26 protein-coding genes and 1 pseudogene are annotated in these 25710 nt (G+C 66.2%); 12 read left to right on the forward strand and 15 right to left on the reverse strand.

From position 1 onward, the window contains the following. Nucleotides 1-94: 94 nt before the first annotated feature. The 4 genes from GON01_RS06605 to GON01_RS06620 all read right to left on the reverse strand — a co-directional run bounded on the left by GON01_RS06605 (nucleotide 95) and on the right by GON01_RS06620 (nucleotide 7178). Entirely contained in the window at nucleotides 95-2983 is a 2889-nt protein-coding gene (locus tag GON01_RS06605; RefSeq protein WP_157026581.1) for a PAS domain-containing sensor histidine kinase, read from the reverse strand. Nucleotides 2984-2997: 14 nt separating this feature from the next. Further along, complete coding sequence (locus tag GON01_RS06610) at nucleotides 2998-3615, reverse strand: MEDS domain-containing protein (RefSeq protein ID WP_157026582.1); 618 nt, start codon at nucleotides 3613-3615, stop codon at nucleotides 2998-3000. Nucleotides 3616-3901: 286 nt separating this feature from the next. After that, a complete protein-coding gene (locus GON01_RS06615; RefSeq protein ID WP_157026583.1) occupies nucleotides 3902-5047 on the reverse strand; it encodes a tyrosine-type recombinase/integrase in 1146 nt (381 codons plus the stop codon). A gap of 259 nt (nucleotides 5048-5306) precedes the next feature. After that, nucleotides 5307-7178 carry an ABC-F family ATP-binding cassette domain-containing protein gene (locus GON01_RS06620; RefSeq protein WP_157026584.1) on the reverse strand — a complete coding sequence of 624 codons (1872 nt, stop codon included), beginning with the start codon at nucleotides 7176-7178 and terminating at the stop codon, nucleotides 5307-5309. Nucleotides 7179-7261: 83 nt separating this feature from the next. On the opposite strand from GON01_RS06620, the gene GON01_RS06625 reads away from it, so the two are divergent. Continuing rightward, on the forward strand, nucleotides 7262-7462 hold the full coding sequence (locus GON01_RS06625) for a hypothetical protein (RefSeq protein ID WP_157026585.1): 201 nt from the start codon (nucleotides 7262-7264) through the stop codon (nucleotides 7460-7462). Here GON01_RS06625 and GON01_RS06630 read toward each other — a convergent pair. Further along, on the reverse strand, nucleotides 7459-7638 hold the full coding sequence (locus GON01_RS06630) for a hypothetical protein (RefSeq protein WP_157026586.1): 180 nt from the start codon (nucleotides 7636-7638) through the stop codon (nucleotides 7459-7461). The genes GON01_RS06625 and GON01_RS06630 overlap by 4 nt on opposite strands. Beyond that, entirely contained in the window at nucleotides 7635-9326 is a 1692-nt protein-coding gene (locus GON01_RS06635) for a DEAD/DEAH box helicase (protein WP_157026587.1), read from the reverse strand. The genes GON01_RS06630 and GON01_RS06635 overlap by 4 nt, the downstream gene beginning before the upstream one ends. 170 nt (nucleotides 9327-9496) lie before the next feature. Between GON01_RS06635 and GON01_RS06640 the strand changes: the two genes are divergently transcribed. Beyond that, nucleotides 9497-9655: a hypothetical protein gene (locus tag GON01_RS06640; protein WP_157026588.1), complete on the forward strand. Its 159-nt coding sequence runs from the start codon at nucleotides 9497-9499 to the stop codon at nucleotides 9653-9655. A 3-nt stretch (nucleotides 9656-9658) separates the two neighbouring features. Next, nucleotides 9659-10216 carry an alpha-ketoglutarate-dependent dioxygenase AlkB gene (locus GON01_RS06645; RefSeq protein WP_181600214.1) on the forward strand — a complete coding sequence of 186 codons (558 nt, stop codon included), beginning with the start codon at nucleotides 9659-9661 and terminating at the stop codon, nucleotides 10214-10216. On the opposite strand, the gene GON01_RS06650 is transcribed toward GON01_RS06645, so the two are convergent. The 3 genes from GON01_RS06650 to GON01_RS06660 all read right to left on the reverse strand — a co-directional run bounded on the left by GON01_RS06650 (nucleotide 10206) and on the right by GON01_RS06660 (nucleotide 12094). Then, the gene (locus tag GON01_RS06650) at nucleotides 10206-11147 is read right to left on the reverse strand and encodes a DUF808 domain-containing protein (protein WP_157026589.1); all 942 of its coding nucleotides are present in this window, start codon (nucleotides 11145-11147) and stop codon (nucleotides 10206-10208) included. The two genes, GON01_RS06645 and GON01_RS06650, sit on opposite strands and share 11 nt — an antisense overlap. Nucleotides 11148-11185: 38 nt before the next feature. After that, nucleotides 11186-11683 carry a Dps family protein gene (locus tag GON01_RS06655; protein WP_157026590.1) on the reverse strand — a complete coding sequence of 166 codons (498 nt, stop codon included), beginning with the start codon at nucleotides 11681-11683 and terminating at the stop codon, nucleotides 11186-11188. 96 nt (nucleotides 11684-11779) lie between these two features. Beyond that, nucleotides 11780-12094 carry a hypothetical protein gene (locus tag GON01_RS06660; RefSeq protein WP_157026591.1) on the reverse strand — a complete coding sequence of 105 codons (315 nt, stop codon included), beginning with the start codon at nucleotides 12092-12094 and terminating at the stop codon, nucleotides 11780-11782. A 167-nt stretch (nucleotides 12095-12261) separates the two neighbouring features. On the opposite strand from GON01_RS06660, the gene rpmG reads away from it, so the two are divergent. The 3 genes from rpmG (at nucleotide 12262) to GON01_RS06675 (ending at nucleotide 13167) form a co-directional block, all read left to right on the forward strand. Continuing rightward, nucleotides 12262-12429, forward strand: coding sequence for a 50S ribosomal protein L33 (gene rpmG, locus GON01_RS06665; protein ID WP_046348982.1), 168 nt, complete (start codon nucleotides 12262-12264; stop codon nucleotides 12427-12429). 83 nt (nucleotides 12430-12512) lie between these two features. Then, entirely contained in the window at nucleotides 12513-12968 is a 456-nt protein-coding gene (locus GON01_RS06670) for a DUF1810 domain-containing protein (protein ID WP_157026732.1), read from the forward strand. A 52-nt stretch (nucleotides 12969-13020) separates the two neighbouring features. Further along, nucleotides 13021-13167: a lmo0937 family membrane protein gene (locus GON01_RS06675; RefSeq protein WP_157026592.1), complete on the forward strand. Its 147-nt coding sequence runs from the start codon at nucleotides 13021-13023 to the stop codon at nucleotides 13165-13167. A gap of 18 nt (nucleotides 13168-13185) precedes the next feature. Here the strand turns inward: GON01_RS06675 and GON01_RS06680 are convergent, their stop codons facing one another. After that, nucleotides 13186-15483: a CDC48 family AAA ATPase gene (locus GON01_RS06680; RefSeq protein ID WP_157026593.1), complete on the reverse strand. Its 2298-nt coding sequence runs from the start codon at nucleotides 15481-15483 to the stop codon at nucleotides 13186-13188. Nucleotides 15484-15764: 281 nt separating this feature from the next. Here GON01_RS06680 and GON01_RS06685 point away from each other — a divergent pair, with 281 nt between their 5' ends. Together GON01_RS06685 and GON01_RS17420 are read left to right on the forward strand one after the other, a co-directional pair. Further along, on the forward strand, nucleotides 15765-16667 hold the full coding sequence (locus GON01_RS06685) for a LysR substrate-binding domain-containing protein (RefSeq protein ID WP_157026594.1): 903 nt from the start codon (nucleotides 15765-15767) through the stop codon (nucleotides 16665-16667). A gap of 1800 nt (nucleotides 16668-18467) precedes the next feature. After that, a pseudogene (locus GON01_RS17420) lies at nucleotides 18468-18578 on the forward strand (PEPxxWA-CTERM sorting domain-containing protein); the annotation flags it as partial. Nucleotides 18579-18630: 52 nt separating this feature from the next. On the opposite strand, the gene GON01_RS06695 reads toward GON01_RS17420, so the two are convergent. Beyond that, nucleotides 18631-19017 (reverse strand): hypothetical protein, encoded by a 387-nt coding sequence (locus tag GON01_RS06695; protein WP_157026595.1) that lies wholly within the window; start codon nucleotides 19015-19017, stop codon nucleotides 18631-18633. Nucleotides 19018-19168: 151 nt separating this feature from the next. Between GON01_RS06695 and GON01_RS06700 the strand changes: the two genes are divergently transcribed. From GON01_RS06700 to aroC, 4 genes are read left to right on the forward strand one after another with little or no spacing between them, the layout of a single operon-like run. Beyond that, nucleotides 19169-20104, forward strand: a complete 936-nt coding sequence (locus GON01_RS06700) for a DnaJ C-terminal domain-containing protein (protein ID WP_157026596.1) — start codon at nucleotides 19169-19171, stop codon at nucleotides 20102-20104. A 6-nt stretch (nucleotides 20105-20110) separates the two neighbouring features. Further along, nucleotides 20111-21103: a YihY/virulence factor BrkB family protein gene (locus tag GON01_RS06705; protein WP_309503803.1), complete on the forward strand. Its 993-nt coding sequence runs from the start codon at nucleotides 20111-20113 to the stop codon at nucleotides 21101-21103. Next, nucleotides 21100-21909 (forward strand): enoyl-ACP reductase FabI, encoded by an 810-nt coding sequence (fabI, locus tag GON01_RS06710; protein ID WP_309503805.1) that lies wholly within the window; start codon nucleotides 21100-21102, stop codon nucleotides 21907-21909. The genes GON01_RS06705 and fabI overlap by 4 nt, the downstream gene beginning before the upstream one ends. Further along, complete coding sequence (aroC, locus tag GON01_RS06715; RefSeq protein WP_157026597.1) at nucleotides 21906-22967, forward strand: chorismate synthase; 1062 nt, start codon at nucleotides 21906-21908, stop codon at nucleotides 22965-22967. Before fabI ends, aroC begins: the two co-directional genes overlap by 4 nt. Before the next feature lie 115 nt (nucleotides 22968-23082). Here the strand turns inward: aroC and GON01_RS17180 are convergent, their stop codons facing one another. From GON01_RS17180 to GON01_RS06730, 4 genes are all read right to left on the reverse strand, one after another. Next, entirely contained in the window at nucleotides 23083-23208 is a 126-nt protein-coding gene (locus GON01_RS17180) for a hypothetical protein (protein WP_258558459.1), read from the reverse strand. Between the two features lie 91 nt (nucleotides 23209-23299). Next, nucleotides 23300-24172, reverse strand: coding sequence for an LOG family protein (locus GON01_RS06720; RefSeq protein ID WP_157026598.1), 873 nt, complete (start codon nucleotides 24170-24172; stop codon nucleotides 23300-23302). 38 nt (nucleotides 24173-24210) lie between these two features. Beyond that, a complete protein-coding gene (locus GON01_RS06725; RefSeq protein ID WP_157026599.1) occupies nucleotides 24211-24858 on the reverse strand; it encodes an extensin family protein in 648 nt (215 codons plus the stop codon). Nucleotides 24859-25008: 150 nt separating this feature from the next. Next, on the reverse strand, nucleotides 25009-25611 hold the full coding sequence (locus GON01_RS06730; protein ID WP_157026600.1) for a PEPxxWA-CTERM sorting domain-containing protein: 603 nt from the start codon (nucleotides 25609-25611) through the stop codon (nucleotides 25009-25011). Between the last annotated feature and the right edge of the window lie 99 nt (nucleotides 25612-25710).

Genomic DNA, 25710 nt, shown 5'->3' on the forward strand with positions numbered 1-25710 from the left:
GGACAGGAGTGGGTCCCCGGCACGCCGTCGCACCCAAGCTTTGCTTTCCACCGAGAGTGAGGCCTGGTCGCCCGCTTGGCTAGGACGGGTGGGCCTAGGCCGCGGCAGCGGAGGGAAAAGGAATGGAAAAGGCAAAGGTGCTGCCGGCGTCTGCATTCGAACTTGCCTGGAGCGTTCCTCCGTGACGTTCCACGATAGATCTGCTCACGGACAATCCGATGCCCATCCCATTCGGCTTGGTCGTGTAGAACGCATCGAAGATGCTAGCGAGATCCTCCCTCTGCAAGCCTATTCCGGTATCGGCCACGGCGAGTTGCACAGCGCACTTGTTCGAGTACTCAGTCCGGATGGCGATCTGGCGGGGCCTGTCCTCCACCCCCTCCAGCGCATCCGCGGCGTTCAGGACAAGGTTGAGGATGACCTGCTGGAGCTGGACGCGATCACCCTTGATGGGCGGCAACCCGGGATCGAGCTCGAACTGCATCGTTATGCCGCGTCGTTGAAGATCGTGGCGGCAGATGTTGATAACTTCCTGCGCGGCGTCGTTCAGATTGAGCGACTCTGGCAAGTAATCCTGCTTCCGGAACAGACCTCTTAGCCGGCTGAGCACTTCCGAAGCGCGGTTGCCGTCGCGGATCGTTCGTCGGGCCGTCCTGATCGCTCCCTCAACGTCCGGGGGGTCCATGGCCAGCAGCCGCACGCAGGTGTTGGCGTTGGTGATTATGCCAGAGAGCGGCTGGTTGACCTCGTGCGCGATCGATGCAGCCAATTCGCCAAGGCTGGTCACTCTTGTGACATGCGCGAGTTCCGATCGAACCTTGTCGAGTGCGTCTTCGGCTATGCGGCGACGAGTGACATCCTGCGCGACGCCAAAGCACTCTCGGCGACCATCATCGTGATGTACGACACGAAATGCGGTGCTGACGTATTTGATACGCCCGTCGGCCATGAGCAATCGCTCTTCATTCTCCGGGCATTGCTCTCCTCGAGAGACACGGGCGATCTTATCATCGACCAACCGCAGGTCGTCCGGGTGATACAGCGACCGAAGGTCCGGCCGGACTACCTCCAAGTTGCCATCAATCTCGCAGACTCGCCGCATCTGCTCGGAAAAAACGACCGTGTCGTTCACGAGGTCCCAAATGAAGGATCCGGTTTGGCTGATCCGCTCTGAGGCCGCGAGGAGATATTCGCTACGGCGTAGCTCCTCTTCGACATGCTTCGTCTCCGTAATGTCCTGAATGGAGCCGATAACAATCGGACCATCGCCATCTTCGCGCGCGAAGTGGGCAACGGCGTGCAGAAACTTCGTGTTGCCTCTAGGTGTGATGATCCTGAACACCTCGTCGAAGTTGGTCTGTGTATCGAGCGATTGTCTGAAGCTCGCGTCAAACCGCGGCCGATCGTCGCCATGGATTCGATCACGGAAGACACGAAAAGTAGGCGGCTCCTCCGGGTTGTGTTCCAAAATCCGATAGAGTTCGTCCGACCATACGTGCCTGTCAGCGTTCACGTGCGTGGTGAAGCTGCCAGTATGGCTGAGGCGCTGCGCCTGGCTGAGATGATCGTGTGCTTCCCGAAGCTTGCGCTCGCGCGCGGCAAGCTCATCTTCAGTCCGCTTCCTGTCCTCGATCTCGGTGTTGACGCCGTACCACTTCACGACCTTCCCGTCCTCAAGCAGAGGGTTCGTGCGAAATGAAAACCAGCGATACTCGCCATCGTACCGCCGCACCCGGGCCTCAGTCACGCCGCCCCGGCCGACTGCCCTGAAGCTCTCCCAAGCGCGCGCAAGGGTGTCGAGGTCATCGGGGTGGATGACGCGCGTCCACTGCCAGTCGCGGACGTCCTCTTCCGACAGGCCGACATAGTTGAGGTAGTGCTGATTGAAGAAATCCGCAGTTCCATCGGCACGAGCCGACCAGGCCAGTGCCGGGATGCTGTCGATCGTGACCCGCAGGTTTCGTTCACTTGTCGCCAAAGCCTGCTCGGCGCGCCTGCGATCATCAATGTCGCTGAGCAAGACGTGCCAGGCGACGATCCGGCCAGCCTCGTCTCGCAAAGGGCGGCCGCGGTTGGCGAACCAGCGATACTCGCCATCGAAGCGACGCAGCCGCTGTTCGATATCGTAGGGGATACCGGACGCGATCGACCCGCCGAATATCTGGGCGACATGCGGCATATCCTCCGGATGCACCGTGCCGTTCGTGCCCCAGTCACGCAGCTCTTCTAGCGATTGCCCGCAATAGTCCATGATTTGGCGGTTGACGCGCTCGACCCGTCCATCAGGCGTAAGGACAGCGACCAGGCCTGGGATATTCTCGATCAAGGAATTCGCGCTGAGTTCGCTTGCGCGCAGAGCCTCTTCGGCTTGCCGTCGTTGGCCGATTTCTATCCTCAGAGCGGCATTGGCCTCGGCTAACTCCTCTGTCCTGCGCGCCACGCGGAGGTCGAGTTCCTGGGCAAGACGGCGCTGCTCATATTGCAGCGATATGTCCTGCAACTTTACAAGCGCCTGGTTCGCAGCGACGCTCAGCAGCAGGCGCTCTGTTTGTTCCGGAAATCGAGGGCGAGTGCTTCCTACCACGATCGTGCCCAGCCGGCTCTCAAGGCCGAGCGGCATCGCCAGGATAGACACGTTGGTTCCGAGAAAGTCTGCTTGAAGCGAAGCACGCCTGTCGAACGTGGCGCCAAGTGCGACCCGCGCTTGGTCGAGCACCTTTCGGGGACTGGCCGCAAGGCCTTCGCCAACGAGCACGAACGGCTCCGGGCGTTCGTCCTCGACCTCCTCGAAGTGAACTATCACAAAGTCGAGCCCGAGCGTGGACAGAAGGGCCTCAGAAAGTATGCGGCCCGTCTCATTGACGCTTGCCGCACTCCAAGCGGCGGAAAGAGCGGTCAGCCCAACGAGATCGCCCAGAGTGCGCCGCAGGCGCGAGACTCCAACATCCCGTTCGTCAGGCGTTCCCGCCATCTCTCCGAGCATCTCTGCCCCGCTCCCTAGCGATCAGTTCGCTCGCGCAGGAACTGCTCGGGTTCGATGAAGAATGGGTTTTGCTGCAGGGAATTGCCGATCAACACCATTGGGTGAGTGCGCATGATGTCGATGAGCATGTCTCCGGTGAGTGTCCTGAGGTCGTAGGCACAGATCACCACGTCTGGATGACGGCGCCAGACGTCGTTCACTCTTGCCTCGAACTCGATCAAGTCTTCGTGTTCGGGGCGATCTTCTCCGGTCCAGTCCATGTTGCAGACAATTCGACTCATCGGAAATTCGCTCGCAGCGCTGGCGGACGCGATGGCTTCGAAGGTCTCCAGCATACGATCTTTGTCGAAGCAGTCACCACGGTGATACACATCCGTTGTGTGAAGAAGCTCTAGCTGACCGGTCGCCCGGGAAGCGACCGGATCGATACCCACCGCTGCGAGGCGTTGAAGATGCTCCGCCTCGTCTTCCGGCGAGACGATGTGAATGGCCCTGTCGCCTCGGTCGAAGCCTTCCTCGATAAATGGGAGCAGGACGCGATAGGCTTCCTCGAAGCCGCTGAAAAAGGCGCAAGCATGTCTGACCTCGCCCATTTCCGAATTTCCCAGCCGCACCGCGCTGTTACTGCTCATATAACGACTCCCATCGGAGCCACGGAAGCTGCGCAAATCCGGAGCTTATCATGCGCTTCCGCGACGGCGGGCGCTATTGCTACCATGGTATTGGCCAGATCGCATACTAAAGTCGGCGGACTGGCGGGCGGCCACGGAATGCCGTCCGCAGCCGCTTCGACTGAACGGCTCCCGTGCGGTGCGAAGTCCGTCCGGAGGCGCTCACCGGCCGACCTGGAGGAGGTCGTCCGAGCGCCAGCATTTCAATGTGAGGCCTGACGATCCTCGCAAGGCATTGCGGGCAGGCTCATCCGGTGAGCAAGTGACGTTCCCAACTCTGAAGAAGCGTGCGCCTCTTCTCCAAGCGATCGCTCCGCTGGTAGGCGCCGACCACGCCGAGATCGACGGCATGTCCCAAGCAGGCTTCCTTCACCTCGAATGGAGCGTCGGTCTGCTCTTCGACCCAGGTCCGGAAAGTTGCACGAAATCCGTGCGGCCTGGCTTCGAGCCCGCGCGCGGTCATCAGCTTGGCCATGGCCATATCAGAGAGCGGCTTGCCCCTATATGCGGGAAACAGAGGACCCTGGGTGGGGCAGTTGGCGAGTACTGCCCTAGCTTCGGCCACCAACGGAACGCGGCGAGATCGGCCAGTCTTCGTGCGTTCCGCAGGAAGCGTCCACACGTCGCCTGCAATCTCCCTCAATACCGCAAGGCGGACCTCGCTGGTCCGACACACTGTCAGGATGAGGAAACGCAGCGCGCGAGCGCTGACCCCTTCTTGTTTCACGAGCGATCGATAGAACTTTGGCGCGTCTGCATATGGCATCGAGGGGATATGCTTGGTCACGTGCCGCTGTGCGCCCAGGAGGGCCCGCGCCTTCATCGCTGCTTGTAGGTCTACGTTCAAGCCGAGCGCCGCCGCGTGCTGTAGCGTTATCGAGAGGCGGTTGAGAGCCTTTTGCGCCGTCTCGGGCTTTTGGTGCCAGATTGGCGCGAGGACTTCCCGCAGCACGTGTTGGTCGATCTCTTCGACTGGATACGAGCCGATCTTCGGCAGGATGTGCGTTGTGAGCGGCGACAGCCACCTCCCGGCGTCGCCATCTCCCTTCAGCTGGGCCTTCCTGGCCTCAAAACAGCCGCTAACCGCCGCTTTCACAGTCAGTGGCGCTCGAGCGACCTGACGGGCACGCCGCTGCGCCCTCCGCTCTTCGATTGGATCCTTCCCGTCGCGAAGCACTCGCCTTTGAACCTGCGCTCGCTCTCGCGCTTCGGCGAGTCCGACATCCGGGAAGCGGCCCAATCCCATTTCGCGGCGCGTGCCCCAGACTGAGAGCCGAAGCACCCATTTTCCGCGCTCGTTGGAGCGCTTGACAAGCCACAGACCCTGGCCGTCGGCATACCTGCCAGCATCGAGCGATCGGCAGCGAAGATGGGAGAGTTGATTGATGTACATGCCCAGCTCAACTGTTCTTGCCGACTAGTTTTTAAGATGAGCCGTTTGGGAATCCAAGCCCAATTTGCGTCTAGCGAACGCAAACGGAATCGAACTATTGATTTATCATTGTAGTCCACCCTCACGCATGCGTTGCAGCGGTACGCTGCGGAACGCACTTGGACGATGCTTCTTACGCTTCAGGAATTTAGTGCGTTACTAGTACGTCTTGGTACTTAGCGAATACTGTGTTTTGTGTTTCTCGACCGCACCAGACAATCTAGGCAGCCAAGTCCTCCAGCGATCCGCTGGCTTCGAGCCAGGCGGCTTCCGCCGCCTCGATCTGCGCTTCGATCCCGGCGCGGTGCTTCATCAACTCGGTCATCGAGCGGTTTGCGAGCTTCGGGTCGGCCGCCTTGGGATCGAACATGGCGAGGTCGATCGCGCTGCGCTCGGCGGTGAGGCGGGCGAGTTCGGCCTCGGCCTGCCTGACCCGGCTCCGAAGTGCCTTGGTCTGCTCGCGCGCTTCGGCGGCGGCGCGGCGGGCGTCCTTGCGGCTCGCCTTTGCTTCGGCCCTGCCGCTTTCCTCCGCATCGCCGGCCAGGATCAGCGCGACATAGTCGTCGAGCGATCCGTCGAATTCGCGCGCCATGCCCTGGTCGACCAGCACGAGGCGATCGGCGGTCATTTCCAGCATGTGACGGTCGTGGCTGACGATCAGAACCGCGCCCGAATAGCCGTTCAGCGCCTGGATCAGCGCCTCGCGCGCGTCGACATCCAGATGGTTGGTCGGCTCGTCGAGGATCAGCAGATGCGGCGCGTCGCGGGTGATCAGCGCCAGCGCCAGCCGCGCCCGCTCGCCGCCCGACAGCTTGCCGACTTCGGTCGTCGCCTTCGGTCCTGAAAAGCCGAACCGTCCGAGCTGCGCGCGCACGGCCGACGGCGTCGCTCCGCCCATCGCGCGCGTCATATGCGCGAGCGGCGTATCGGCGGAGTCGAGTTCCTCGACCTGATACTGGGTGAAATAGCCGACCCGCATCTTGCCCGACGCGTTCATCGCGCCCGCCATCGGCGCGAGCTGGGCGGCGAGCAGGCGCGCGAGCGTGGTCTTGCCGTTGCCGTTGCGGCCGAGCAGCGCGACCCGGTCGTCCGGATCTATGCGCAGGTTCAGCCGCTTCAGCACGGCCGTATCGCCATAGCCGACCTCGGCCATGTCGAGCGTGATCAGCGGCGGCCGCAGCGCCGCCGGGCTCGGGAAGTCGAAGCTGAGGCTGGCATCGTCAAGCAGCTCTGCGATCGGCTGCATCCGGGCGAGCGCCTTCACCCGCGACTGGGCCTGCTTGGCGGTCGAGGCGCGCGCGGAGTTGCGGGCGATGTAGTCCTGCAATTTCTCGCGTTCCGCCTGCTGCTTCGCGCGCGCGGAGGCGAGCTGCGCCTGGCGTTCCGCCCGCTGCCGCTCGAACGCGTCGTAACCGCCCGGGTAGAGCGTCAGCTTGCCGCGATCGAGGTGCAGGATGTGGTCGACGACCTTGTTCAGGAAATCCCGCTCATGGCTGACGATCAGGATCGTCGCCGGATAGGATTTCAGAAAGTCTTCGAGCCACAGCACGGCCTCGAGGTCGAGGTGGTTCGACGGCTCGTCGAGCAGCAGCAGATCCGGCGCGGAGAACAGCAGCGAGGCGAGCGCGACGCGCATCCGCCAGCCGCCCGAAAAGCTGTCGAGCGGACGCTGCTGCGCCTCTTCGTCGAAGCCGAGCCCGACCAGGATTCGCGCGGCACGAGCCGGCGCGGAATGGGCGGAGATCGCGTTCAGCCGCTCATGGACCTCGCCGAGCCGGTCGGGATCGTGGCTGGTCTCGGCCTCCGCCAGCAGCCGCGCGCGTTCGGTATCGGCGGCGAGCACCGTCTCCAGCGGGGTCGCGCTTCCGGCCGGCGCGTCCTGCGCGATATAGCCGAGGCGGGCACCCCGCGGCATTTCGGCCGCGCCCATGTCCGGCTCCAGCATGCCGGCGATCACGCGCACCAGCGTCGTTTTGCCAGCGCCGTTGCGGCCGATCAGCCCGACGCGGCTTTTCGGCGGCAGCGCGGCGGTGGCGCCGTCGAGGATCGTGCGCCCGCCCAGGCGAACGGTGATGTCGGACAGGTTGAGCATGAACGCGCGCCATTAGCATCAGGGGGTCACAGGCCCAACCCCATGCGTTATGAGCCGCTGAAACCGGATTTGCAGAGGATCACATGCCCACATCGATCGACCTGAAGCTGACCGAGGACGAAGCCGAGATCATCGTCGACGCGCTGGAGGCGGACCTGGAAGGCTATCTCGAATCCGCGAAGGAGGCCCGCGGCAATAACCGCCGCGCCGAAGTCGCGACATTCGAGGAAGCGGCGGGTCGTATCAGGAGCGTGCTTGAGAAAGTCCGCGGCCTGCTCGACTAACGCAGCTTCGCGATCGACAGGCCGTCGAGCTTGGCGCGGTCCTTGACCGATTCCTCGCTGCGGGTCAGTGCCTTGGCGATCGCCTTCAGCGCCATGCCCTTCTTCGCCAACGTGTGAAGCTTCTGGATTTCGTCCGGGCGCCAGGGCTGCCGGTGCCGCTCGAACCGTTCGCTCATGCCTTTTCCCTCCGCGCCGGCTTCCTGCCATGCGCGAAGGGTTTTGGCTTGTAGGTTTTACGCGGCGGCTGATGCCTGGCCGGGGCCCCCTGGGCCAGCGCGAGCCCGATATTGCTTTCGTCGTCGCCCTTGCCGGCGGTGCGCTTCCAGGACGCGACGAAGCGGTCGGCGGCGGCGCGCGGTACGTCGAACTGGGTCTCGGCCGGACCGATGCGGATCGCACCGACCTCCGCCTTGGTGATGTGCCCTCGACGGCAGAGCAGGGGCAGGATCCAGCGCGGGTCGGCATTCTGGCGCCGGCCGACATCGATCCGGAACCAGACCGTATCATCAAATCCGGCGCGGTGACCGCGATCGTCGCGACGTTCGGCCGGCGCGCCGGTGCCCAGCAATTCCTCCGGCTCCGGCAGCGCAGCGCGATGCGCGCGGACAAGCGCCGCGGCAATGTCCTCCGGGCTGCGCTCTGCGATCAGACGGGCGGCGATGGCGCGATCCTCCTCGTCGATCTCGACCGGCTCCAGCAGCGCAGCGACCAGCCGTTCGCGATCCTGGCGCCGGATCGCCTCCGGCGTCGGCGGGTCGATCCAGCGCGCCTGGATGCGGGCGCCGCGCAGCATCATCTCGACCCGGCGGCGGCGCTGGAACGGGACCACCAGCACCGCGGTGCCCTTCTTGCCGGCGCGCCCGGTGCGGCCCGATCGATGCTGCAACGTCTCGGCGTCGCGCGGCAGCTCGACATGGATGACGAGGCTCAGCGTCGGCAGGTCGATGCCGCGCGCGGCGACGTCGGTCGCGACGCAGACCCGCGCCCGCCGGTCGCGAAGCGCCTGGAGCGCGGCGTTGCGCTCGTTCTGGCTGTGCTCGCCCGACAGCGCCACCGCCGCGAAGCCGCGCTCGACCAATGTCGCGTGCAGGTGCCGCACATTCTCGCGGGTCGCGCAGAACAGCATCGCGGTCTCAGCCTCATGCAGGCGCAGCAGGTTCACGACGGCGTGCTCGATGTCCGGCGGCGCGACCGCCAGCGCCTGGTATTCGATGTCGCCATGACCGCGATCCTCGCCGACCGTCGAGATGCGCAGCGCATCGCGCTGGTAGCGTTTGGCGAGGGCGACGATCGGCCGGGGCATCGTCGCCGAGAACAGGAGCGTCCGGCGCTCGGCCGGGGTCGCGTCGAGGATCTGCTCGAGATCCTCGCGAAAGCCCATGTCGAGCATCTCGTCGGCCTCGTCGAGCACCGCTACCCGCAAGGTGGAGAGCTCCAGCGCGCCGCGTTCGAGATGGTCTCGCAGCCTGCCCGGCGTGCCGACAACGATATGCGCCCCGTATGATAGCGCGCGGCGCTCCTTCGACGCATCCATGCCGCCGACGCAGGTGGCGACGCGCGCGCCCGTCTTGCCGTAGAGCCAGACCAGCTCGCGGCTGACCTGCAGCGCCAGCTCGCGAGTCGGCGCGATGATCAGAGCGAGCGGCGCGCCGGGTCGGCCGGCGCCTCCTTCCGCGTCCAGCAGCTCCGGCGCCATGGCGAGGCCGAACGCGACCGTCTTGCCGGAGCCGGTCTGGGCCGAGACGATCAGGTCTCGTCCGCCCGCGCCCTCTTCGAGCACGGCCGTCTGGACCGGGGTGGGATTTTCATAGCCGCGCGCGGCGAGCGCTTCGGCGAGCTGCTGGGGAAGGTCTGGAAAAGGCATGAAGGCGCATAGATGGGGGCGCGAAGGGCCAAAACCTAGGCTCGCCTGGCGATTGTCCTGCGGCGGGCTTCGGTTAACCACCTATCAGCCTTGTCGCTCTGCCTGTGCCGTTTAGCACAGCCGGCGGAACCAACGCGCGTATCATGCGATGGTGCGGCCGGGAGAAGCACATGCTCTGGATCTCGCTCGTTCTCGTCGTGTTCGTCGCGCTGGCGCTCACCTGCGCGGTCCTGCTGTCGCGGGCGGCTCCGGTTGCCACGGCCGATGTCGAGCCGATGAAGAAGGCGCTGGAACGGCGGCTCCGCGACGGGGTCGAGTTCCGCCTGTAGGCCGTGCCTGCCGATCTGTTCGGGGCACCGGTGCTGCCGGGCCTCGCGACGGCCGGGGACTTCATTTCACCTGATGAAGAAGGGACGCTGATCGCGGCGATCGACGCCGCGCCGCTGGCCCCTTTCCGCTTCCAGGGCTGGACCGGCAAACGGCTCACCCATTCCTATGGCTGGACCTACGACTTCGACCGGGCGCGCTTCGCCGAAAGCGAGCCGATCCCGGAATGGCTGCGGCCGTTACAGGCCCGTGCCGCCGCGTTCGCGGGGCTGGAACCCGCGGAGCTCGCCCATGTGCTGCTGATCCGCTACGATCCCGGTGCCGGCATCGGCTGGCACCGGGATCGTCCGGTCTTCGAGCATGTCGTCGGCGTGTCGCTGGGGGCCGAGGCCGGGATGCGATTTCGCAGACGCCGCGATGGCGGCTTCGAGCGCCGATCGCTGCCGCTGCCGCCGCGCGCCGCCTACCACCTGTCCGAAGAAGCGCGGCACGGATGGGAGCACAGCATCGCCCCCATCCAGGAGACGCGCTGGTCCGTCACGTTCCGCAGCCTCAGGCGCTAGCGCTCCTGGCCGGGAGCAGATGCAGCACGCCCGCGATCACGCCTCCCACCACAAGTCCCCCAAGGCCGGAGCCGAGCGCGGTCACCGTCCAGCCGACCAGGCCGTGCGCAAACGGCACTGCCTCCGCCGCGCTTTCAGCCATGCTGTGCAGGGCGTGCGGAATGGCGCCGAGGCCGAGCGCCTCGATCCCATGGACGAGGATGCCGCCGCCGACCCAGATCATCGCCGCGACGCCGATCGCCGACAGTCCGCTCATCACCCGCGGCATTGCGTGGACCAGCCCGCGCCCGATCGCACGGACCCCGCTTGCCTGCCGCTGGGCCAGGTGCAGCCCGATATCGTCCATCTTCACGATCAGCCCGACCACGCCATAGACGGCGACGGTGATCGCGAGCGCGACGATGGCGAGGGCGCCGGACTGGGTCAGCAGCGGTTGCCCGGTCACTTCGCCGAGCGCGATCGCCATGATCTCCGCCGATAGGATGAAATCGGTGCGCACCGCGCCGCTGACCATCGCCTTTTCAACCGCGGCCGATCCTTGCGCGGTCTCGGCAGGCTCGTCCGGCGCTTCGTGCCCGCCGACCGCCTCGATCAGCTTCTCGACGCCCTCGAAACTCAGATAGGCGCCGCCCAGCATCAGCAGCGGCGTGATGGCCCAGGGCAGGAACGCCGTCAGCAGCAATGCCGCCGGAAGCAGGATCACCAGCTTGTTGAACAGCGAGCCGCGCGCGATCCGGGCGATGATCGGCAGCTCGCGGTCGGGCGTGACGCCGCTGACGTAACGCGGCGTGACCGCCGTGTCGTCGACGACGACACCGGCCGCCTTGGCGCCAGCCTTGCCAGCCGCGGCGCCGACATCGTCGATCGACGCCGCAGCGAGCTTGGCGATCGCGGCCACATCGTCCAGCAGGGCGAACAGTCCCGACGCCATCGGGCCGCTCCTAACGACGTGCGGCGGACGATGCTAGATCAGGCGTTGCGGCTCGCTTCGAACAGGAACCATGCGCGCTTCTCCGCCTGGTCGATCCAGTCGTCGGCCATCGAGCTGGTCGCGGTATCGCCGGCGGCTTCCGCCGCCTCGCGCGCCTCGCGGATGCGCTGGACCAGCTTGCTATTGTCGTCGCGCAACTCCGCCAGCATGGCGGCCGGGGCGACATACTCGCGGTCGTTGTCGATCAGCGTCTGCCGGCGCGCGATATCGCCGATCGACCGCAGCGTCGTGTTGCCGATCTTGCGGACCCGCTCGGCGATCGCATCGGTGATCCCGATGATCTCCGCCGCCTGCTCGTCGAGCATCAGATGATAGTCACGGAAGTGCGGGCCAGAGACGTGCCAGTGGAAATTCTTGGTCTTCAGGAACAGAGCGAACGCATCGGCGAGCAGGCCGTTCAGCGCGTCGGCGGCGCTCTTCGTCTCGTTGCTGGAAAGGTCGGTCGGGGTCTTCAAATCGGTGGGGGCGCTCGCCATGCCGGTCTCCTTCGTTGCGCGGGGGAAATGATACCCGGACAACGGATCGGCAAGGGACTGGGTCCCTGAAGAATCCCGATCGGTCTGATCGGCGGCCTACATCACCCGGACCGAAGCCGCTGCCGCCCAGGCGCTTGCCGCGGCAGGGTCGGTGCGCCCGCTCTCGGTCGCCTCGCGCATCAGCGACAGGACGTTGATCACGCTCGGCCCACGCTCGCCGCGCGCCAACCGTCCCTCAAGCTTCCAGGCAAGATCGGCGACCGGCGCCAGCTGATATTGCTGGGCCAGATGGCGCACGCTTGACGCTTTATCGCAGAGCCCGGCGACCGAGCCATGGGCGACCGCCGCCCTCAGCCCGTCGATCTGCTCGCACAGCTCCGCGCGGACCTTGATCATCCCGTCCTGCTGCATGTCTGCCTCTCCAGACTGTTATGGGAGGCGAGGCTATCCGGCGTTGGTGAAGGCCCGGTTAAGCGCAGCCATCTTGACTCGAAACGCGCGAGCGCGCATGGGGCGCGGCTGACAGAGCGGCGGCGACGCCGCTTTTATTGTTTCCAGATATCGAAGAGAGCCCAGCCATGGCCAAGCCGACCACCGTCAAGATCAAGCTCGTCAGCTCCGCCGACACGGGCTTCTTCTACGTGACCAAGAAGAACCCGCGCACGCAGACCGAAAAGCTGAGCTTCCGCAAGTACGACCCGGTCGCGCGCAAGCATGTCGAGTTCAAGGAAGCCAAGATCAAGTAACCGCGCTCAGCGGCCTTCCGATCTTCCTGCCGCGCGCTCGGAGCTTGCCGGGCGCGCGTTTTTGCGTTTGCACTGGCGCGCAGATGCCCGATTCGACGGACCCTCACCATCTGCAGCGCTTCGTCGACGCGCAGGAATGGGCGTTCGCCGATGCGCTGGCGGAGCTTGGGGCGGGACAGAAGCGGACCCACTGGATGTGGTTTATCTTTCCGCAGCTCGCCGAACTGGGGCGCAGCGAGACGGCGCGGTTCTTCGGCATCCGTTCGGCCGATGAAGCGCAGGCATACCTGGCGCACCCGCTGCTCGGGTCCCGGCTCCGGCAATGCTGCGTCGCGCTCCTCCGTCACCGGAGCCGCAGCGCCGAGGCGATCATGGGCAGCGTGGACGCGCTGAAGCTCAAGTCATCGATGACGCTGTTCGAGGCAATTGCCGACGATCGCTCGTCTTTCGCCGCCGTGCTGGATGCCTTCTACCTGGGCGCCCGCGACGCTCTTACGCTCGATCTGCTCGGCCGCGCCGGAACGCCAATCGTTTCGTGAGCGTTCTGCTTCCGCCGGCCGCGAAACCATGCGGCTGTACGGGAGAAAAGACATGCTTTGGACGATCGCCGTCATCCTGCTGGTCCTGTGGCTGCTCGGCTTCTTCGCCTTCCACATCGCCGGCGGGCTGATTCACATCCTGCTGGTGCTCGCGATCATCGTCGGCCTGATCCAGCTCTTCACCGGCCGGCGCGTCTAGGCCGGTTCGGGCGGGGAGCTACTCCCCGCCCTTCGGCCCGCGCGGCTGCAGCATGCCGGGCGAGATGAAGCCGATCGGCTGCAACGCCATCGCGTCCTGCTTGATGTTCGCGGCGATCTGCTCGTAGTCGCGCTCCATCTCTGGCGTGACCGACGCGCGCGTATCGGCCAGCGCGGTTTCGAAATGCGCCATCGTCACCGCCTCGTTGCCGAGCGATTCCCGCAGCGCCGAGAGACCGGCGCGCCTTACCAGGTCCTCCAGGTCGGCGCCGGTGAAGCGGTCGGTCCGCGCCGCGATCGACCCCAGGTCGACGTCGCTCGCCAGCGGCATCTTCTTGGTGTGCACTTCCAGGATGCGTCGCCGCCCGGCCTGGTCCGGCACCGAGACGTAGATGAGCTCGTCGAACCGCCCGGGCCGTAGCAGCGCCGGATCGATCAGGTTGGGACGGTTGGTCGCGCCGATTACGACCACCGACTGCAGCTCCTCCAGCCCGTCCATTTCGGCGAGAATCGTGTTGACGACCCGCTCCGTCACCTGCGGCTCGCCCAGGCCGCCGCCGCGCGCGGGCACCAGACTGTCGAGCTCGTCGAAGAAGATGACGGTCGGCGCCACCTGCCGCGCGCGCGCGAACAGGCGGGCGATCTGCTGCTCGCTCTCGCCATACCATTTTGACAGCAGGTCCGACGATTTGGTGGCGATGAAGTTCGCTTCCGCCTCGCGGGCGACCGCTTTCGCCAGCAGCGTCTTGCCGGTGCCCGGCGGGCCGTAGAGCAGGAACCCCTTGGCCGGGCGGATGCCGAGCCGGCGGAACGCGTCCGGGTTCTTCAGCGGCAACTCGACGCCTTCGCGCAGCCGCTCGCGGGCCTCGTCGAGCCCGCCGACGTCGGCCCAGCGGACGTTGGGCTTCTGCACCATCACCTCGCGCATCGCGGAGGGCTGCACGCGCTTCAGCGCTTCCAGGAAGTCGTCACGCGTCACCGACAGCGTGTCGAGCACCTCGGGCGGGATCGTCCGCTCCTCGAGGTTCAGCCGGGGCATGATCCGGCGCACAGCCTCGATCGCCGCCTCGCGGGCAAGCGCGGCCAGGTCGGCGCCGACAAAGCCGTAGGTGGTGCGGGCGAGCTCGTCGAGATCGACGCCGCCGTCCAGCGGCATGCCGCGGGTATGGATGCCCAGAATCTCGCGCCGTCCCCGCTCGTCGGGAACGCCGATCACGATCTCCCGGTCGAAGCGGCCAGGGCGTCGGAGCGCTTCGTCGACCGCCTCGGGCCGGTTGGTGGCGGCGATCACGACAAGGTTCGCGCGCGGCTCCAGCCCGTCCATCAGGGTCAACAGCTGAGCGACCAGCCGCTTCTCCGCCTCGCCGGTCACTTGCCCGCGCTTGGGCGCGATCGAATCGATCTCGTCGATGAAGATGATCGAGGGCGCGTTCTGCGTCGCCTGCTCGAAGATTTCCCGCAGCGCCTTTTCGCTCTCGCCATAGGCGGAGCCCATGATTTCGGGGCCGTTGACCAGGAAAAACTCGGCTTCGCTTTCGTTCGCGACCGCCCGCGCCAGCCGGGTCTTGCCGGTTCCGGGCGGGCCGTGGAGCAGCACGCCCTTCGGCGGATCGACGCCAAGCCGCTGGAACAGCTCGGGATAGCGAAGCGGCAGCTCGACCATCTCGCGAAGCTGGTCGATCGCGCCGGCAAGCCCGCCGATATCATCATAGGTGACGTCGGCACGGCGGTTCTGCGGCTCCTCATATTCAGGGCGCAGCTCCACCTCGCTGTTCTCGTCGATATGGACGACGCCCTTGGGGCTCGACGACACCACGACGAGGCGGATCTCCTGCAGCGCATAGGCCGGCGCGGCGAGCATCTGGCGCAGCTGGGGCGGCATGTCGCCCGCCTGCACGCGCTGCTGCCCTGCGGTCGCGACGACGTCGCCCGCAGTCAGTGGCCGGCCGTAGAAGCTTCGCTTCAAGGCCTGGCTGCTGCCCTGGAGGCGCAGATTCTGCTGCGCAGGCGCGAACACCACGCGCGTGGCGGGCCGCGACTCGACCTTGCGCAGCTCGACGAAGTCGCCCGAGCCGATCTCGGCATTGGCACGCTGCAGGCCGTCGAGCCGGATGATCTCCAGCCCCTCGTCCTCCGGATAGGGCAGCACGGCGCGCGCCGGCGTCGCCCTCTTGCCGACGATCTCGACGACATCGCCTTCCTGGAGGCCCAGCGCCGTCATCAGCGCGCGCGGGATCCGCGCCAGCCCGCGGCCGCTGTCCTCCGGCCGTGCATTGGCGACCTGTACGCGCCGTCCCTGTTCTTCGCTGTCCGCCATCCTGACCTCCGGTTGAGGCGTTAACTAGGTGGCGGGCCGGATCGTTGCGAGGGCGGGCGCAAAAAAAGGGCCGATCCCAAAAGACCGGCCCGAAAAAGTTTATAGGAGAGGATGCCTGAAAGGCCCGGCTGATGTGCGCCGCAACACGTTATGTTGCAAGTGCGAACAACAAAAAGGTTGTTGCATGAAACGCAACCGGTCTGCTCTAAGGGCCTTCACGAGATGTGCCGGACACACGCCCGCCAGAGGCTGTTGCAGTGCACAATTGAGGAGCCTGATCGTTGCGCCGCTTGCCGCCCCTGACCGCCGTTGAGGCGTTCGTCCAGACTGCCCGCCTTGGCTCGCTCAAGGCCGCCGCCGAGGAGCTGGCGCTGTCGTCGCCGGCACTTAGCCGGCGCATCCAGGCGCTCGAACGGTTCCTGGGCCGCGCGCTGTTCGATCGGGCGCCCGGCGCGATGCGTCCGAACGGCGACGGCGAGAAGCTGCTGCAGGCGATCGCGCCGCACCTGAACGGCCTCAGCGACGCGATCGAGGCCTTCATCACCGAAGGCACGGTGTTGCGCCTGCGCCTGGGGGTGCTGCCGCTTTTCGCGTCGCAGCAGATTTTCCCCCACATCGCGGAGTTGCGCGCGCTACATCCAGAGCTGCACCTGGACATCGACACCGGTGGCCACGCGCTCGCGCGGCTGGGCGACGGGCTGGACGCCGCGATCGTGCTGGCGCGCGACATCGATCCCGCCCTCTATGCCTGTCGGCTGGACCGCAACCGCATCCTTGCGATCGGCGCGAAAAGCCTCGGCAAAGGCCCGGGCGCGATCGCACGCCCCGCCGATCTCGCCCGCACCACCGTGTTCCTGCACCGCGACATGCCGGATACGTTCGACGCCTTCTGCCATGCGCTCGGCATCGACGGCATCGAGCCGCTCGCGATCGATCATTTCGATTCGGGCCAGCTGATGCTCGAGGCCGCCGCGCAGGGTCTCGGCGTCGCCTTCATGCACGAAAGTCATTTCGTGAACGCGCGCGACGACCGGCTGGTGCGGCTGTTCGATGCGGAGGTGGACAGCCCCTACAGCTACTGGTTCGCCTGCCGCCCGCGCGCGCTGGAACTCAGAGCGGTGCAGCTGTTCCGCGACTGGCTGACCGGGCTGTTCGGCACCGCCGGCGAACGCGCGGCCGCCTGAGGCAGGCGCGCATCGGTCGGACTATAACCTCGATCAATAAGTGTTTCGAAACGGGGCGAATATTTCGCCTCGCCACGGTTAACCATCATTGACAACCATCTCGCTGGCGTATCGACTGACGCTGCGGCTCCGCGCGAGTCGCGTTCAGGGGGGTGAGGGGGTGCGGCTCCCGTGCCGTCGAGATTTCACTCCCCTTTATGGGAAGGGGAAATCATGTCCAAAATGGGTATGACCACGTTCGGCGTGGCCTTGGCCGCTTTGCTCTGCGGCACCGCTGCATCGGCGCAGCAGATCAAGCATGCCTGGTGGGAAACCAAGGGCGTCCAGGGTCCGACGCTCCAGATTCCAGGAGACATCACCGATGCGGGCACGCGCCTGTCGCCGCAGCTGGGCGGCTTCGGGCCGGGATCGCCGGTGTTCATCGGGTTCGAAGGCAGCACGCAGTTCGACAACGCGCTGCTCGCCCGGAACTTCATCCCGCCTGATACGATGGGCACGGTCGGCGGCACGCAATATGTCGTCACCACGAACGGCTCGTACAGCGTTTATGACAAGGCGACTGGCAACCGGCTCGGGATCATGTCCGACACCGCCTTCTGGGCAGCGGCCGGCCAGACCGGCGCCAACGGCGACACCCGCATCATGTATAATGCGGATGCGCATCGCTACATCATGGTCGCGTTCGGCGCCAACACCAAGGACCTGCAGATCGCCGTGTCCGACAGCGACAATGCGCTCGGCACCTGGAAATCGACCAAGTTCGAAGGCTTTGCCGGCTTCGGCTTCGGCGCGACCGCCGATTACCCGACGCTCGCGCTGGACAAGAACGCGGTCTATATCGGCACGAACAACTTCGCGCCGATACAGTCGGGCGGATCGAACAGCTTCCGCGGGACGACGCTGAACGTCATCCCGCTCAACAGCCTGTTCAACGCCGGAGCGCCGACCACGGCGGGCATGAAGCAGTTCACAACGCCCTACAACCCGGCCGGCGGCCAGACGCAGGATCGCGGCTTTGCGATCCAGGGCGTGAACAGCACCGATTCGGGCTCGTCGGGCAAGGCGATGGCGGCCTCGCTCTTCTTCTACGATTCGATCGTCTACAATGTGAACGGGCTCAATCCGAACTCGGCGGCCGGCGCCAGCGAAGGTCCGGTCACCTATATCGGCGAGGATCCGTTCCAGACCCAGGGTCCTGCGCGGCAACCGGCGGACATCGCCGCGAACCGGCGCGTGATCGATGCGCTCGACGAGCGGATCAGCAGCAGCGTCTATGAGGCCAATGGACGCATCTACATGCTGCACACCGTCGACTCGCTCCTCGACGGGCAGGATGAGGCGCGCCTGCGGCTGGTGGTGCTGGATTCAGCGACGAACGCGATCCTCGACCAGATGGACATCGGTTCTGCCGGCTATGATTACTATCAGGGCTCGATCGCGGTGAACGCCGCCGGGCAGGTCGTGGTGGGCTATAATCGCTCCGGTCTCGATCCGGCGACGGGCAAGATCAGGTTCTATGCCCGCATCTTCGGGACGGCGGCCGACGGCACTCTGTACCAAAGAGGCGGCGAATATCTGCTGAAGGAAAGCCTGACCAACGACTACCATAATGGCAGTCTCAAGGGTCAGCCGGCGGCAGGTCGTCAGCGCTGGGGCGACTATTCGCAGGTCTCTGTCGATCCCAACGACCCGAACAGCTTCTGGCTGATCGGCGAGTTCGCCCGTGAATACAACACGCCCGCGGACGGACACCCCGGTGGCACGGGCGGTTCGCGCTGGAGCACATGGGTCGCCGGGATCAACGTGCTTGCGGTTCCCGAACCGGCAACCTGGGCGATGATGATCGCAGGCTTCGGCATGGTCGGCTTCGCGATGCGGCGCTCGCAGAAGGTGAAGGTCAGCTTCGCCTGATCGCAGGTGAAGGAAGCTCGCTTCGGGGCGGGGCCTTGGCTCCGCCCCTTTTTTAGTAGCAGCGGATCAGCTTCGCGCGCTTGCCCCTCAGCAACGTCAGTTGTTGCGGCGTCCCGTTGGCGGGGCGGATCGTCAGCCGCAGCGTGTCACCCTGGAGCCGCCCTTCGAATGTCGCGTTGGCCGCCGCCGTCTCATCGGCGCGCTGCGGACCCGGCCCATAGCTCTCGTACCGTCCCTTCGCGGTGAACCGGCCATCGGCGCCTGGCGTTGCCGAGGCGAAGCTGCCGCCGGCGCATTCCTGCTCGATCCGCGCACCATCCGCGCCGACGATGAGGTTGGCGCCGGGTGCACCCCATTGGCCGGTCAGCGCGGGTCCCGTGTTTCCGGTCAGGGCCACGACGAAGCCAAGCAGGGCGGCGCGGCGGACGATGGATGGCACATGGCTCTCCTCTTCGCGGATAATCTAGAGCAGCACAGCGCGAACACGAAGCACAAACGCCTTGCCCCACCTCCCCGCCCTCCCCAAATCGCGTGTTGCAGAAATGCAACATCCGACTATGCAGGACCGAGGAAGGTAAACAGGACAAGCGATGGCCGCCGATCCCTATTCCGTGCTGGGCGTGGCTCGCGGCGCAAGCGAGGCCGACATCAAGAAGGCGTATCGCAAGCTCGCCAAGGAGCTGCACCCCGATCGCAACAAGGACAATCCCAAGGCGGCCGAACGTTTCTCGCAGGTGACCGCCGCCTATGATCTGCTGACCGACAAGGACAAGCGCGCCCAGTTCGATCGCGGCGAGATCGATGCCGACGGCAACCCGACCGCGCCGTTCGGCTTCGGCGCCGGGCGCGGCGCGGGCGGCAGCTATCGGAGCGCGGGCGGCACGTCCGGCTTCGATTTCGGCACTGAGGCATCCGATTTCGGCGACATCTTCGAGGGGTTGTTCGGGCGCTCGGGTGGCGGTGGCTTCACATCGGGGTTCGGCCGCCGGTCGGCGCCGCCGCCGCGCGGGGCGGACGCGGCCTACCGGCTGCGCGTGTCGTTCGAAGACGCGGCGGGCCTGAAGCCGCAGCGGATCACGCTCAGCGACGGCAAGACGATCGACCTGAAGCTGCGCGCCGGGATCGAGACCGGCACCCAGATGAGGCTCGCCGGCAAGGGCGAACCGGGGCCCGGCGGCCCGGGCGACGCGATTGTCACCATCGACATCCAGCCGCATCGCTTCTTCAAGCGCGAGGGCGACAATGTGCTGCTCGACCTGCCGGTCACGCTGAAGGAAGCGGTGGAGGGCGGCAAGGTGAAGGTGCCGACCGTGGACGGGCCGGTGATGCTGAACGTGCCCGCCGGCTCCAGCTCCGGCAAGGCGCTGCGGCTGAAGGGCAAGGGATTCCACCGCAAGGGCGGCGATCGCGGCGACCAGTTGGTGACGCTGATGATCGACATTCCCGCCGACGATGCCGCGCTGCGCGCGTTCGTCGAAGGCTGGGATGCCGGCAATCGCAACCCGCGCGCGGGGCTGGGCGTCTAGGTCGGCGTGATCGACGCCGAAACCGAATACCAGGCGGAGGGGCCGGCCCCGCAAACTCCGGAAGCGCGACGGCGGCGGCTGCTGAAGGCCCATGCCCGGGTCGACGAAACGCTGAAGCGGCTCGGGCCCGGATCCCGCTTCCGCAAGATCGTCAGCCGCGCGCTGTCGGGCGTCTGGAACGACGGCTTCGTCCATGCCGGCAACATCGCCTATCTGACGCTGCTGACGATCTTTCCCTTTTTCATCGTCGTCGCCGCGCTCGCCCACGCGTTCGGGCAGGGCGAGGCGACGGCGCAGGCGGTGCGCGAGTTTCTGGGCCAGGTGCCGCGCAACGTTGCCGAAGTGCTGCGCAAGCCGATCAACGACGTGCTGGTCGCCCGATCGGGCACCTTGCTGTGGCTCGGCGCGCTCGGCGGGCTGTGGAGCGCCGGCGGGTTCATCGCGACGATCAAGGACATCATCTACCGCGCTTATGGCGTGCGCAGCCAGGCCCCGTTCTGGCGCGCGCGGCTGCGCTATACCGCGACCGTCATCGCGTCGGTCGTGCTGATCCTCGTCTCGTTCGTGCTGCAGGCGGTGCTGACCGTGGCCGAGCAGGCGATCACCCGGCTGTTCCCCTTCGCGGACGAGACGCTGCTGCTGATCATCAGCGCATCGAAGCTGATTCCGGGGCTGTTCATCTTCGGCGCGCTTTACCTGCTGTTCCTGGTGATGACGCCGCGCCGCTACCGCGGAACCGATTGCCGCAAATGGCCGGGGCCGCTGTTCGTCGCGGGCTGGTGGCTGGCGGTCACGTCGCTGCTGCCCCGGGTGCTGGCGCTGTTCAGCAATTACGACCTGACCTATGGCAGCCTGGCCGGGGTCATGATCACGCTCATCTATTTCTTCACGATCGGCCTCGGCCTCGTGTTCGGCGCGCATCTGAACGCGGCACTAGCGGTGGTTCCCGAGAGCGCGCTAAAGGGGCGCGATCCAAGCCCGGAGGAAGGGGTCACGTGAACGGATTGATGAAGGGCAAGCGCGGGCTGATCATGGGTCTCGCCAACGAGCGGTCCCTGGCCTGGGGCATCTCCCAGAAACTCAGCGAGGCAGGCGCCGAGCTCGCCTTCAGCTATCAGGGCGAAGCGCTGGAAAAGCGCGTCCGGCCACTGGCTGCCGAGCTCGGGTCCGATTTCCTGCTCGACTGCGACGTGTCCGACATGGCGGCGCTCGACCGGACCTTCGACGAGCTGGCGGCACGCTGGCCGACGATCGACTTCGTCGTCCATGCGATCGGCTACACCAACAAGGAAACGCTGCGCGGCCGCTACGCCGATATCGGGCTGGACGACTTCCTGCTGACGATGAACATCAGCGTCTTCAGCTTCACTGCGGTCGCGCAGCGCGCGGCCAGGCTGATGCCGAGCGGCGGCGCGCTGCTGACCTTGTCCTATTACGGCGCGGAGAAGGTGGTCCCGCACTATAACGTGATGGGCATCGCCAAGGCGGCGCTGGAGACCAGCGTCAAGTATCTCGCCAACGATTTCGGCCCCGACGGCATTCGCGTGAACGCGATTTCCGCGGGTCCGATCAAGACGCTGGCGGCGTCCGGCATCGGCGATTTCCGCTACATCCTGAAATGGAACGAGCTGAATTCCCCGCTGCGCCGCAACGTGACGATCGAGGATGTCGGCGGGTCGGCGCTCTACCTGCTGAGCGATCTCGCCGCCGGCGTCACCGGTGAGACGCACCATGTCGATGCCGGCTACCACGTCGTCGGCATGAAGCAGAAAGACGCACCGGATATCGCGCTGGCGCAGGGATGAGCTGGAACAGCTTCGGCCGCGTCTTCCGCTTCACCACCTGGGGGGAAAGCCACGGGCCGGCGATCGGCGTGGTCGTCGACGGCTGCCCGCCGGGGCTCGCGCTGTCCGAAGCCGATATCCAGCCCTGGCTCGACAAGCGCCGGCCGGGCCAGTCGCGCTTCACGACGCAGCGACAGGAGCCGGACCAGGTCCGCATCCTCTCCGGCGTGTTCGAGGGCCGGACGACCGGCACGCCGATCAGCCTCGTCATCGACAATGTCGATCAGCGATCGAAGGACTATTCCGAGGTGGCGCAGGCCTACCGCCCCGGTCATGCCGATTATGCCTATGACGCGAAATACCGCCTTCGCGACTATCGCGGCGGCGGGCGCTCCTCGGCCCGCGAGACGGCGGCGCGGGTCGCGGCCGGCGCGGTCGCGCGGCTGGTGATCCCGGAAGTGACGATCCGTGCCTGGGTCGCCGAGATCGGCGGCGACGCTGTCCAGAGCTTCGATGCGGGAGAGATCGACCGCAACCCGTTCTTCTGCCCCGATGCTGCCGCCGCGGCGCGCTGGGAGACGCTGATCGACGGCGCGCGCAAGGCAGGCTCGTCGCTGGGCGCGATCGTCGCTTGCGAAGCGACCGGCGTAGCAGCGGGCTGGGGCGCGCCGCTCTATGCCAAGCTCGATGCGGAGCTTGCCGCCGCGGCGATGTCGATCAACGCGGTCAAGGGCGTCGAGATCGGCGACGGCTTCGCCGCCGCGCGCCTGAGCGGCGAGGAGAATGCCGACCGGATGCGCCCCGGCGACGGCGCGCCCGCGTTCGACAGCAACCATGCGGGCGGGATCGCCGGCGGCATCGCGACTGGCCAGCCGGTGCGCCTACGCGTCGCGTTTAAGCCGACCAGCTCGATCCTGACGCCGGTGGACACGATCACCCGCGATGGCGAAGCGACCGAGATCGCGACCAAGGGCCGCCACGATCCCTGCGTCGGCATTCGCGGCGCGCCGGTAGTGGAGGCGATGATGGCACTGGTGCTGGCCGACCAGAAGCTCCTCCATCGCGCCCAGTGCGGCTGACGGAGAGATTCACGGCGCCTGGCGTTTCCTTCGCCTGAAGGAGCGATCCGATGCGTATGCCGATGTTCGGGGGTGGGGCCGTGCTGGCTGCGGCGCTGGCAGGCAGCGCGGCGTGTCAGACGCCTGCCCCATCGCCCAGTCCGACGCCGAGTCCCACGCCTACGGTGCGGCCCAGCCCTGCGCCGAGCGCCACGCCGATTCCATCGGCGCGCCCGCCCGCGCCCGATCCGGCAACGATCATGGATCCCGACCACGCCGCCCAGCGGCCGCCGGAGAATCCGGACAACAGCGCCGCGGACACCCGCGACGATCAGCCCCCTAAGCGCTGACCTTCAGGCCGCGAGCGGACGGTCGCGCCACCATTTGCGGACATAATCCCAGCCTTCCTGCGCCGTCTCGACGAATCGGAACAGGTCGAGGTCCTTGCGCGCGATCACGCCCTCCTCTGCCAGCGCCTCGAAATTGACGACACGCTCCCAGAACTCGCGGCCATACATCAGCACCGGGATGGGCGAGACCTTGCCGGTCTGGATCAGCGTCAGCAGCTCGAACGTCTCGTCGAACGTGCCGAAGCCGCCCGGAAACACGGCGACCGCGCGGGCGCGCAGCAGGAAGTGCATCTTCCTTAGCGCGAAATAGTGGAACTGCATGCTGAGCGACGGCGTCACATAGGCATTGGGCGTCTGCTCGTGCGGCAGCATGATGTTGAGGCCGATCGATTCGGCGCCGACATCCTCGGCGCCGCGATTCGCCGCTTCCATGATCGATGGTCCGCCGCCCGAGCAGACCACGAAATGCCGCTTGCCCTCCAGGTCGCGCGGGCAATTGCTGGCCAGCTGCGCCAGCTCGCGCGCGACGTCGTAATATTTGGACTTGGCGATCAGCCGCTCCGCGACAAGCCGCCCGAAATCGTCTGTCGCGGCCTCGCGCAGCGCCTCGGCCTTGGCCGGCTCCGGGATGCGCGCCGATCCGTAGAAAACGAAGGTGGAGGCGATCTGCGCCTCGTCCAGCAGCAGCTCCGGCTTCAGCAGCTCCAGCTGGAAGCGGACCGGCCGCAAATCCTCGCGCAGCAGGAAATCATTATCCTGGAACGCCAGCCGGTAGGCCGGGTGCATGGTCTGCGGCGTCTGGATCAGGTTCTTGGCGGCTTCCGCTTCGTCTTGCGCATTGGGGAAGACGCGGGCCGGTACTCTGGTGTCAGTCATAAGCGGCCGGGCTTAGGCCGATCATGGTTAAGGAGCAATCACCGGCAGAACGGGCCGCGGCCCATATCGAGATGGAAGTGATCGGCGTGGAGCGCGTTATAGTCGGGGCTGAGCACTGTCTTGAACCTGCGGCAGGCGGAGGTGTGGATCGCGGCAAGGAAGCTTTTCACTGCCGGATCGGGCGAATCCCAGTCCTGCTTGATCGTGATCCGCCGCCCATCGGCCAGCACGAAGCCGCTGATGTCGACCGCGTTGGCGGTCGCGTGCTCGGAGCGGTTGCCGCTCTGCCGGCCGTTGATGTTGCGGCACGAATAGCTGCCGAACGTGTCGACCCGCGCCAGATCCGCGCCAAGATAGAGCCGCGCGGCCGGTATCACGGCGTTTCTGATCCAGCCGGCGAACGTCGCGGCAAGCGGGCAGGTCATCGGCCCGAGATTGCTGACCGGAATCCCCGTGCCTGTCAGCCTGACGCTCGCAAAGGTGTAACAGCCCTCGCCATAGTCGCGATCGGGCAGCGGCTCGAACCGGGCGAGTTGGCCCAGATTGGCGAGGCAGACGCGGGTCTGCGGCGCGTCGATGGTCAGCCGGTTGGGCGGTTGCGGCGCAGGCGCGCGGCGCTCCGAGACGCCGCCGGTGCAGGCCGCCAGCCCCAGACATATCGCCACGATCGCCCGCGCCCGCCCCATCCGGGAACCATGACGCAATCGGGCGCGCCGGAGAATCGGCGGCGCGGCCAACCGTGCCCGGCGTGAGTCGAACGGGTCCGCAACGCCCGGCCGTGACGAAGAAAGGGCGGCCGGCGCCGCCCTTTCCCCACCCCCTTCGGTGTCAATAGATCAGGCGAACGAAATCGCGGCGCGGCGGTGGCGGGCAACGACGCCCAGCAATCCGAATCCGCCGATCATCATCGCCCAGGTGGCGGGCTCCGGCACCGGCGGCGGGGGCTGAACGAAACTGCCGGTCTTGTAGATGACCGCCGACGACAGGCCCTGATATTTCAGCACCAGCTTCTCGATACCGGCCATGCCCGCGTCGAAGCGGTAAAAGGCGGTGCCGCCGCCCGGCACGCCGATCCCATTCGCGCCGGCGCCCTTCGCCGCGCCGAAATGGATGCCGATGATCGTGTCACCATAGAGCGGCTGCATGTAGGTCAGCGTCTTGATATCGCCCGGCGAAACCTTGGTGGCGCCGACCGCCTGCCAATCCTTGTCCCACGCAAAGCTGAACGCGCCGAGCGCATTGAACTGGGCCGTGAGGTTGGCGGGATTGCCGGCCAGCAGATTGCCCTTGAAGAAGCCGCTGCACGAGCCGCTGGCCAGGCCGATATCGGCCATGCTGCAGACCGGCGGTGCCGGCTGGCTCGGCTTGGCGACGGCCGGCGCCCCGACGCCGGCAAGGCATGCCGCGGCCGCGACGGAACATGCAAAACGACGAACCATGAATACCCCCAACTCGACTCGCTGCGAGGCAGCTTCACACGGATTGGGCTTAGCAAATTCCGCGCGCGTTTCGAGCCCGAAGCCGGCGCGAACTGTCCC

The organism is Sphingomonas horti (genome assembly GCF_009753715.1).
GTDB lineage: Bacteria > Pseudomonadota > Alphaproteobacteria > Sphingomonadales > Sphingomonadaceae > Sphingomonas_B > Sphingomonas_B horti.

Excerpts from the sequence above, each read along its gene's own strand:
- GON01_RS06605 (WP_157026581.1), bottom strand. The coding sequence starts at position 2,983 with ATGCTCGGAGAGATGGCGGGAACGCCTGACGAACGGGATGTTGGAGTC.
- GON01_RS06610 (WP_157026582.1), bottom strand. The coding sequence starts at position 3,615 with ATGAGCAGTAACAGCGCGGTGCGGCTGGGAAATTCGGAAATGGGCGAG.
- GON01_RS06615 (WP_157026583.1), bottom strand. The coding sequence starts at position 5,047 with ATGTACATCAATCAACTCTCCCATCTTCGCTGCCGATCGCTCGATGCT.
- GON01_RS06620 (WP_157026584.1), bottom strand. The coding sequence starts at position 7,178 with ATGCTCAACCTGTCCGACATCACCGTTCGCCTGGGCGGGCGCACGATC.
- GON01_RS06625 (WP_157026585.1), top strand. The coding sequence starts at position 7,262 with ATGCCCACATCGATCGACCTGAAGCTGACCGAGGACGAAGCCGAGATC.
- GON01_RS06630 (WP_157026586.1), bottom strand. The coding sequence starts at position 7,638 with ATGAGCGAACGGTTCGAGCGGCACCGGCAGCCCTGGCGCCCGGACGAA.
- GON01_RS06635 (WP_157026587.1), bottom strand. The coding sequence starts at position 9,326 with ATGCCTTTTCCAGACCTTCCCCAGCAGCTCGCCGAAGCGCTCGCCGCG.
- GON01_RS06640 (WP_157026588.1), top strand. The coding sequence starts at position 9,497 with ATGCTCTGGATCTCGCTCGTTCTCGTCGTGTTCGTCGCGCTGGCGCTC.
- GON01_RS06650 (WP_157026589.1), bottom strand. The coding sequence starts at position 11,147 with ATGGCGTCGGGACTGTTCGCCCTGCTGGACGATGTGGCCGCGATCGCC.
- GON01_RS06655 (WP_157026590.1), bottom strand. The coding sequence starts at position 11,683 with ATGGCGAGCGCCCCCACCGATTTGAAGACCCCGACCGACCTTTCCAGC.
- GON01_RS06660 (WP_157026591.1), bottom strand. The coding sequence starts at position 12,094 with ATGCAGCAGGACGGGATGATCAAGGTCCGCGCGGAGCTGTGCGAGCAG.
- rpmG (WP_046348982.1), top strand. The coding sequence starts at position 12,262 with ATGGCCAAGCCGACCACCGTCAAGATCAAGCTCGTCAGCTCCGCCGAC.
- GON01_RS06670 (WP_157026732.1), top strand. The coding sequence starts at position 12,513 with ATGCCCGATTCGACGGACCCTCACCATCTGCAGCGCTTCGTCGACGCG.
- GON01_RS06675 (WP_157026592.1), top strand. The coding sequence starts at position 13,021 with ATGCTTTGGACGATCGCCGTCATCCTGCTGGTCCTGTGGCTGCTCGGC.
- GON01_RS06680 (WP_157026593.1), bottom strand. The coding sequence starts at position 15,483 with ATGGCGGACAGCGAAGAACAGGGACGGCGCGTACAGGTCGCCAATGCA.
- GON01_RS06700 (WP_157026596.1), top strand. The coding sequence starts at position 19,169 with ATGGCCGCCGATCCCTATTCCGTGCTGGGCGTGGCTCGCGGCGCAAGC.
- aroC (WP_157026597.1), top strand. The coding sequence starts at position 21,906 with ATGAGCTGGAACAGCTTCGGCCGCGTCTTCCGCTTCACCACCTGGGGG.
- GON01_RS17180 (WP_258558459.1), bottom strand. The coding sequence starts at position 23,208 with ATGATCGTTGCCGGATCGGGCGCGGGCGGGCGCGCCGATGGAATCGGC.
- GON01_RS06720 (WP_157026598.1), bottom strand. The coding sequence starts at position 24,172 with ATGACTGACACCAGAGTACCGGCCCGCGTCTTCCCCAATGCGCAAGAC.
- GON01_RS06725 (WP_157026599.1), bottom strand. The coding sequence starts at position 24,858 with ATGGGGCGGGCGCGGGCGATCGTGGCGATATGTCTGGGGCTGGCGGCC.
- GON01_RS06730 (WP_157026600.1), bottom strand. The coding sequence starts at position 25,611 with ATGGTTCGTCGTTTTGCATGTTCCGTCGCGGCCGCGGCATGCCTTGCC.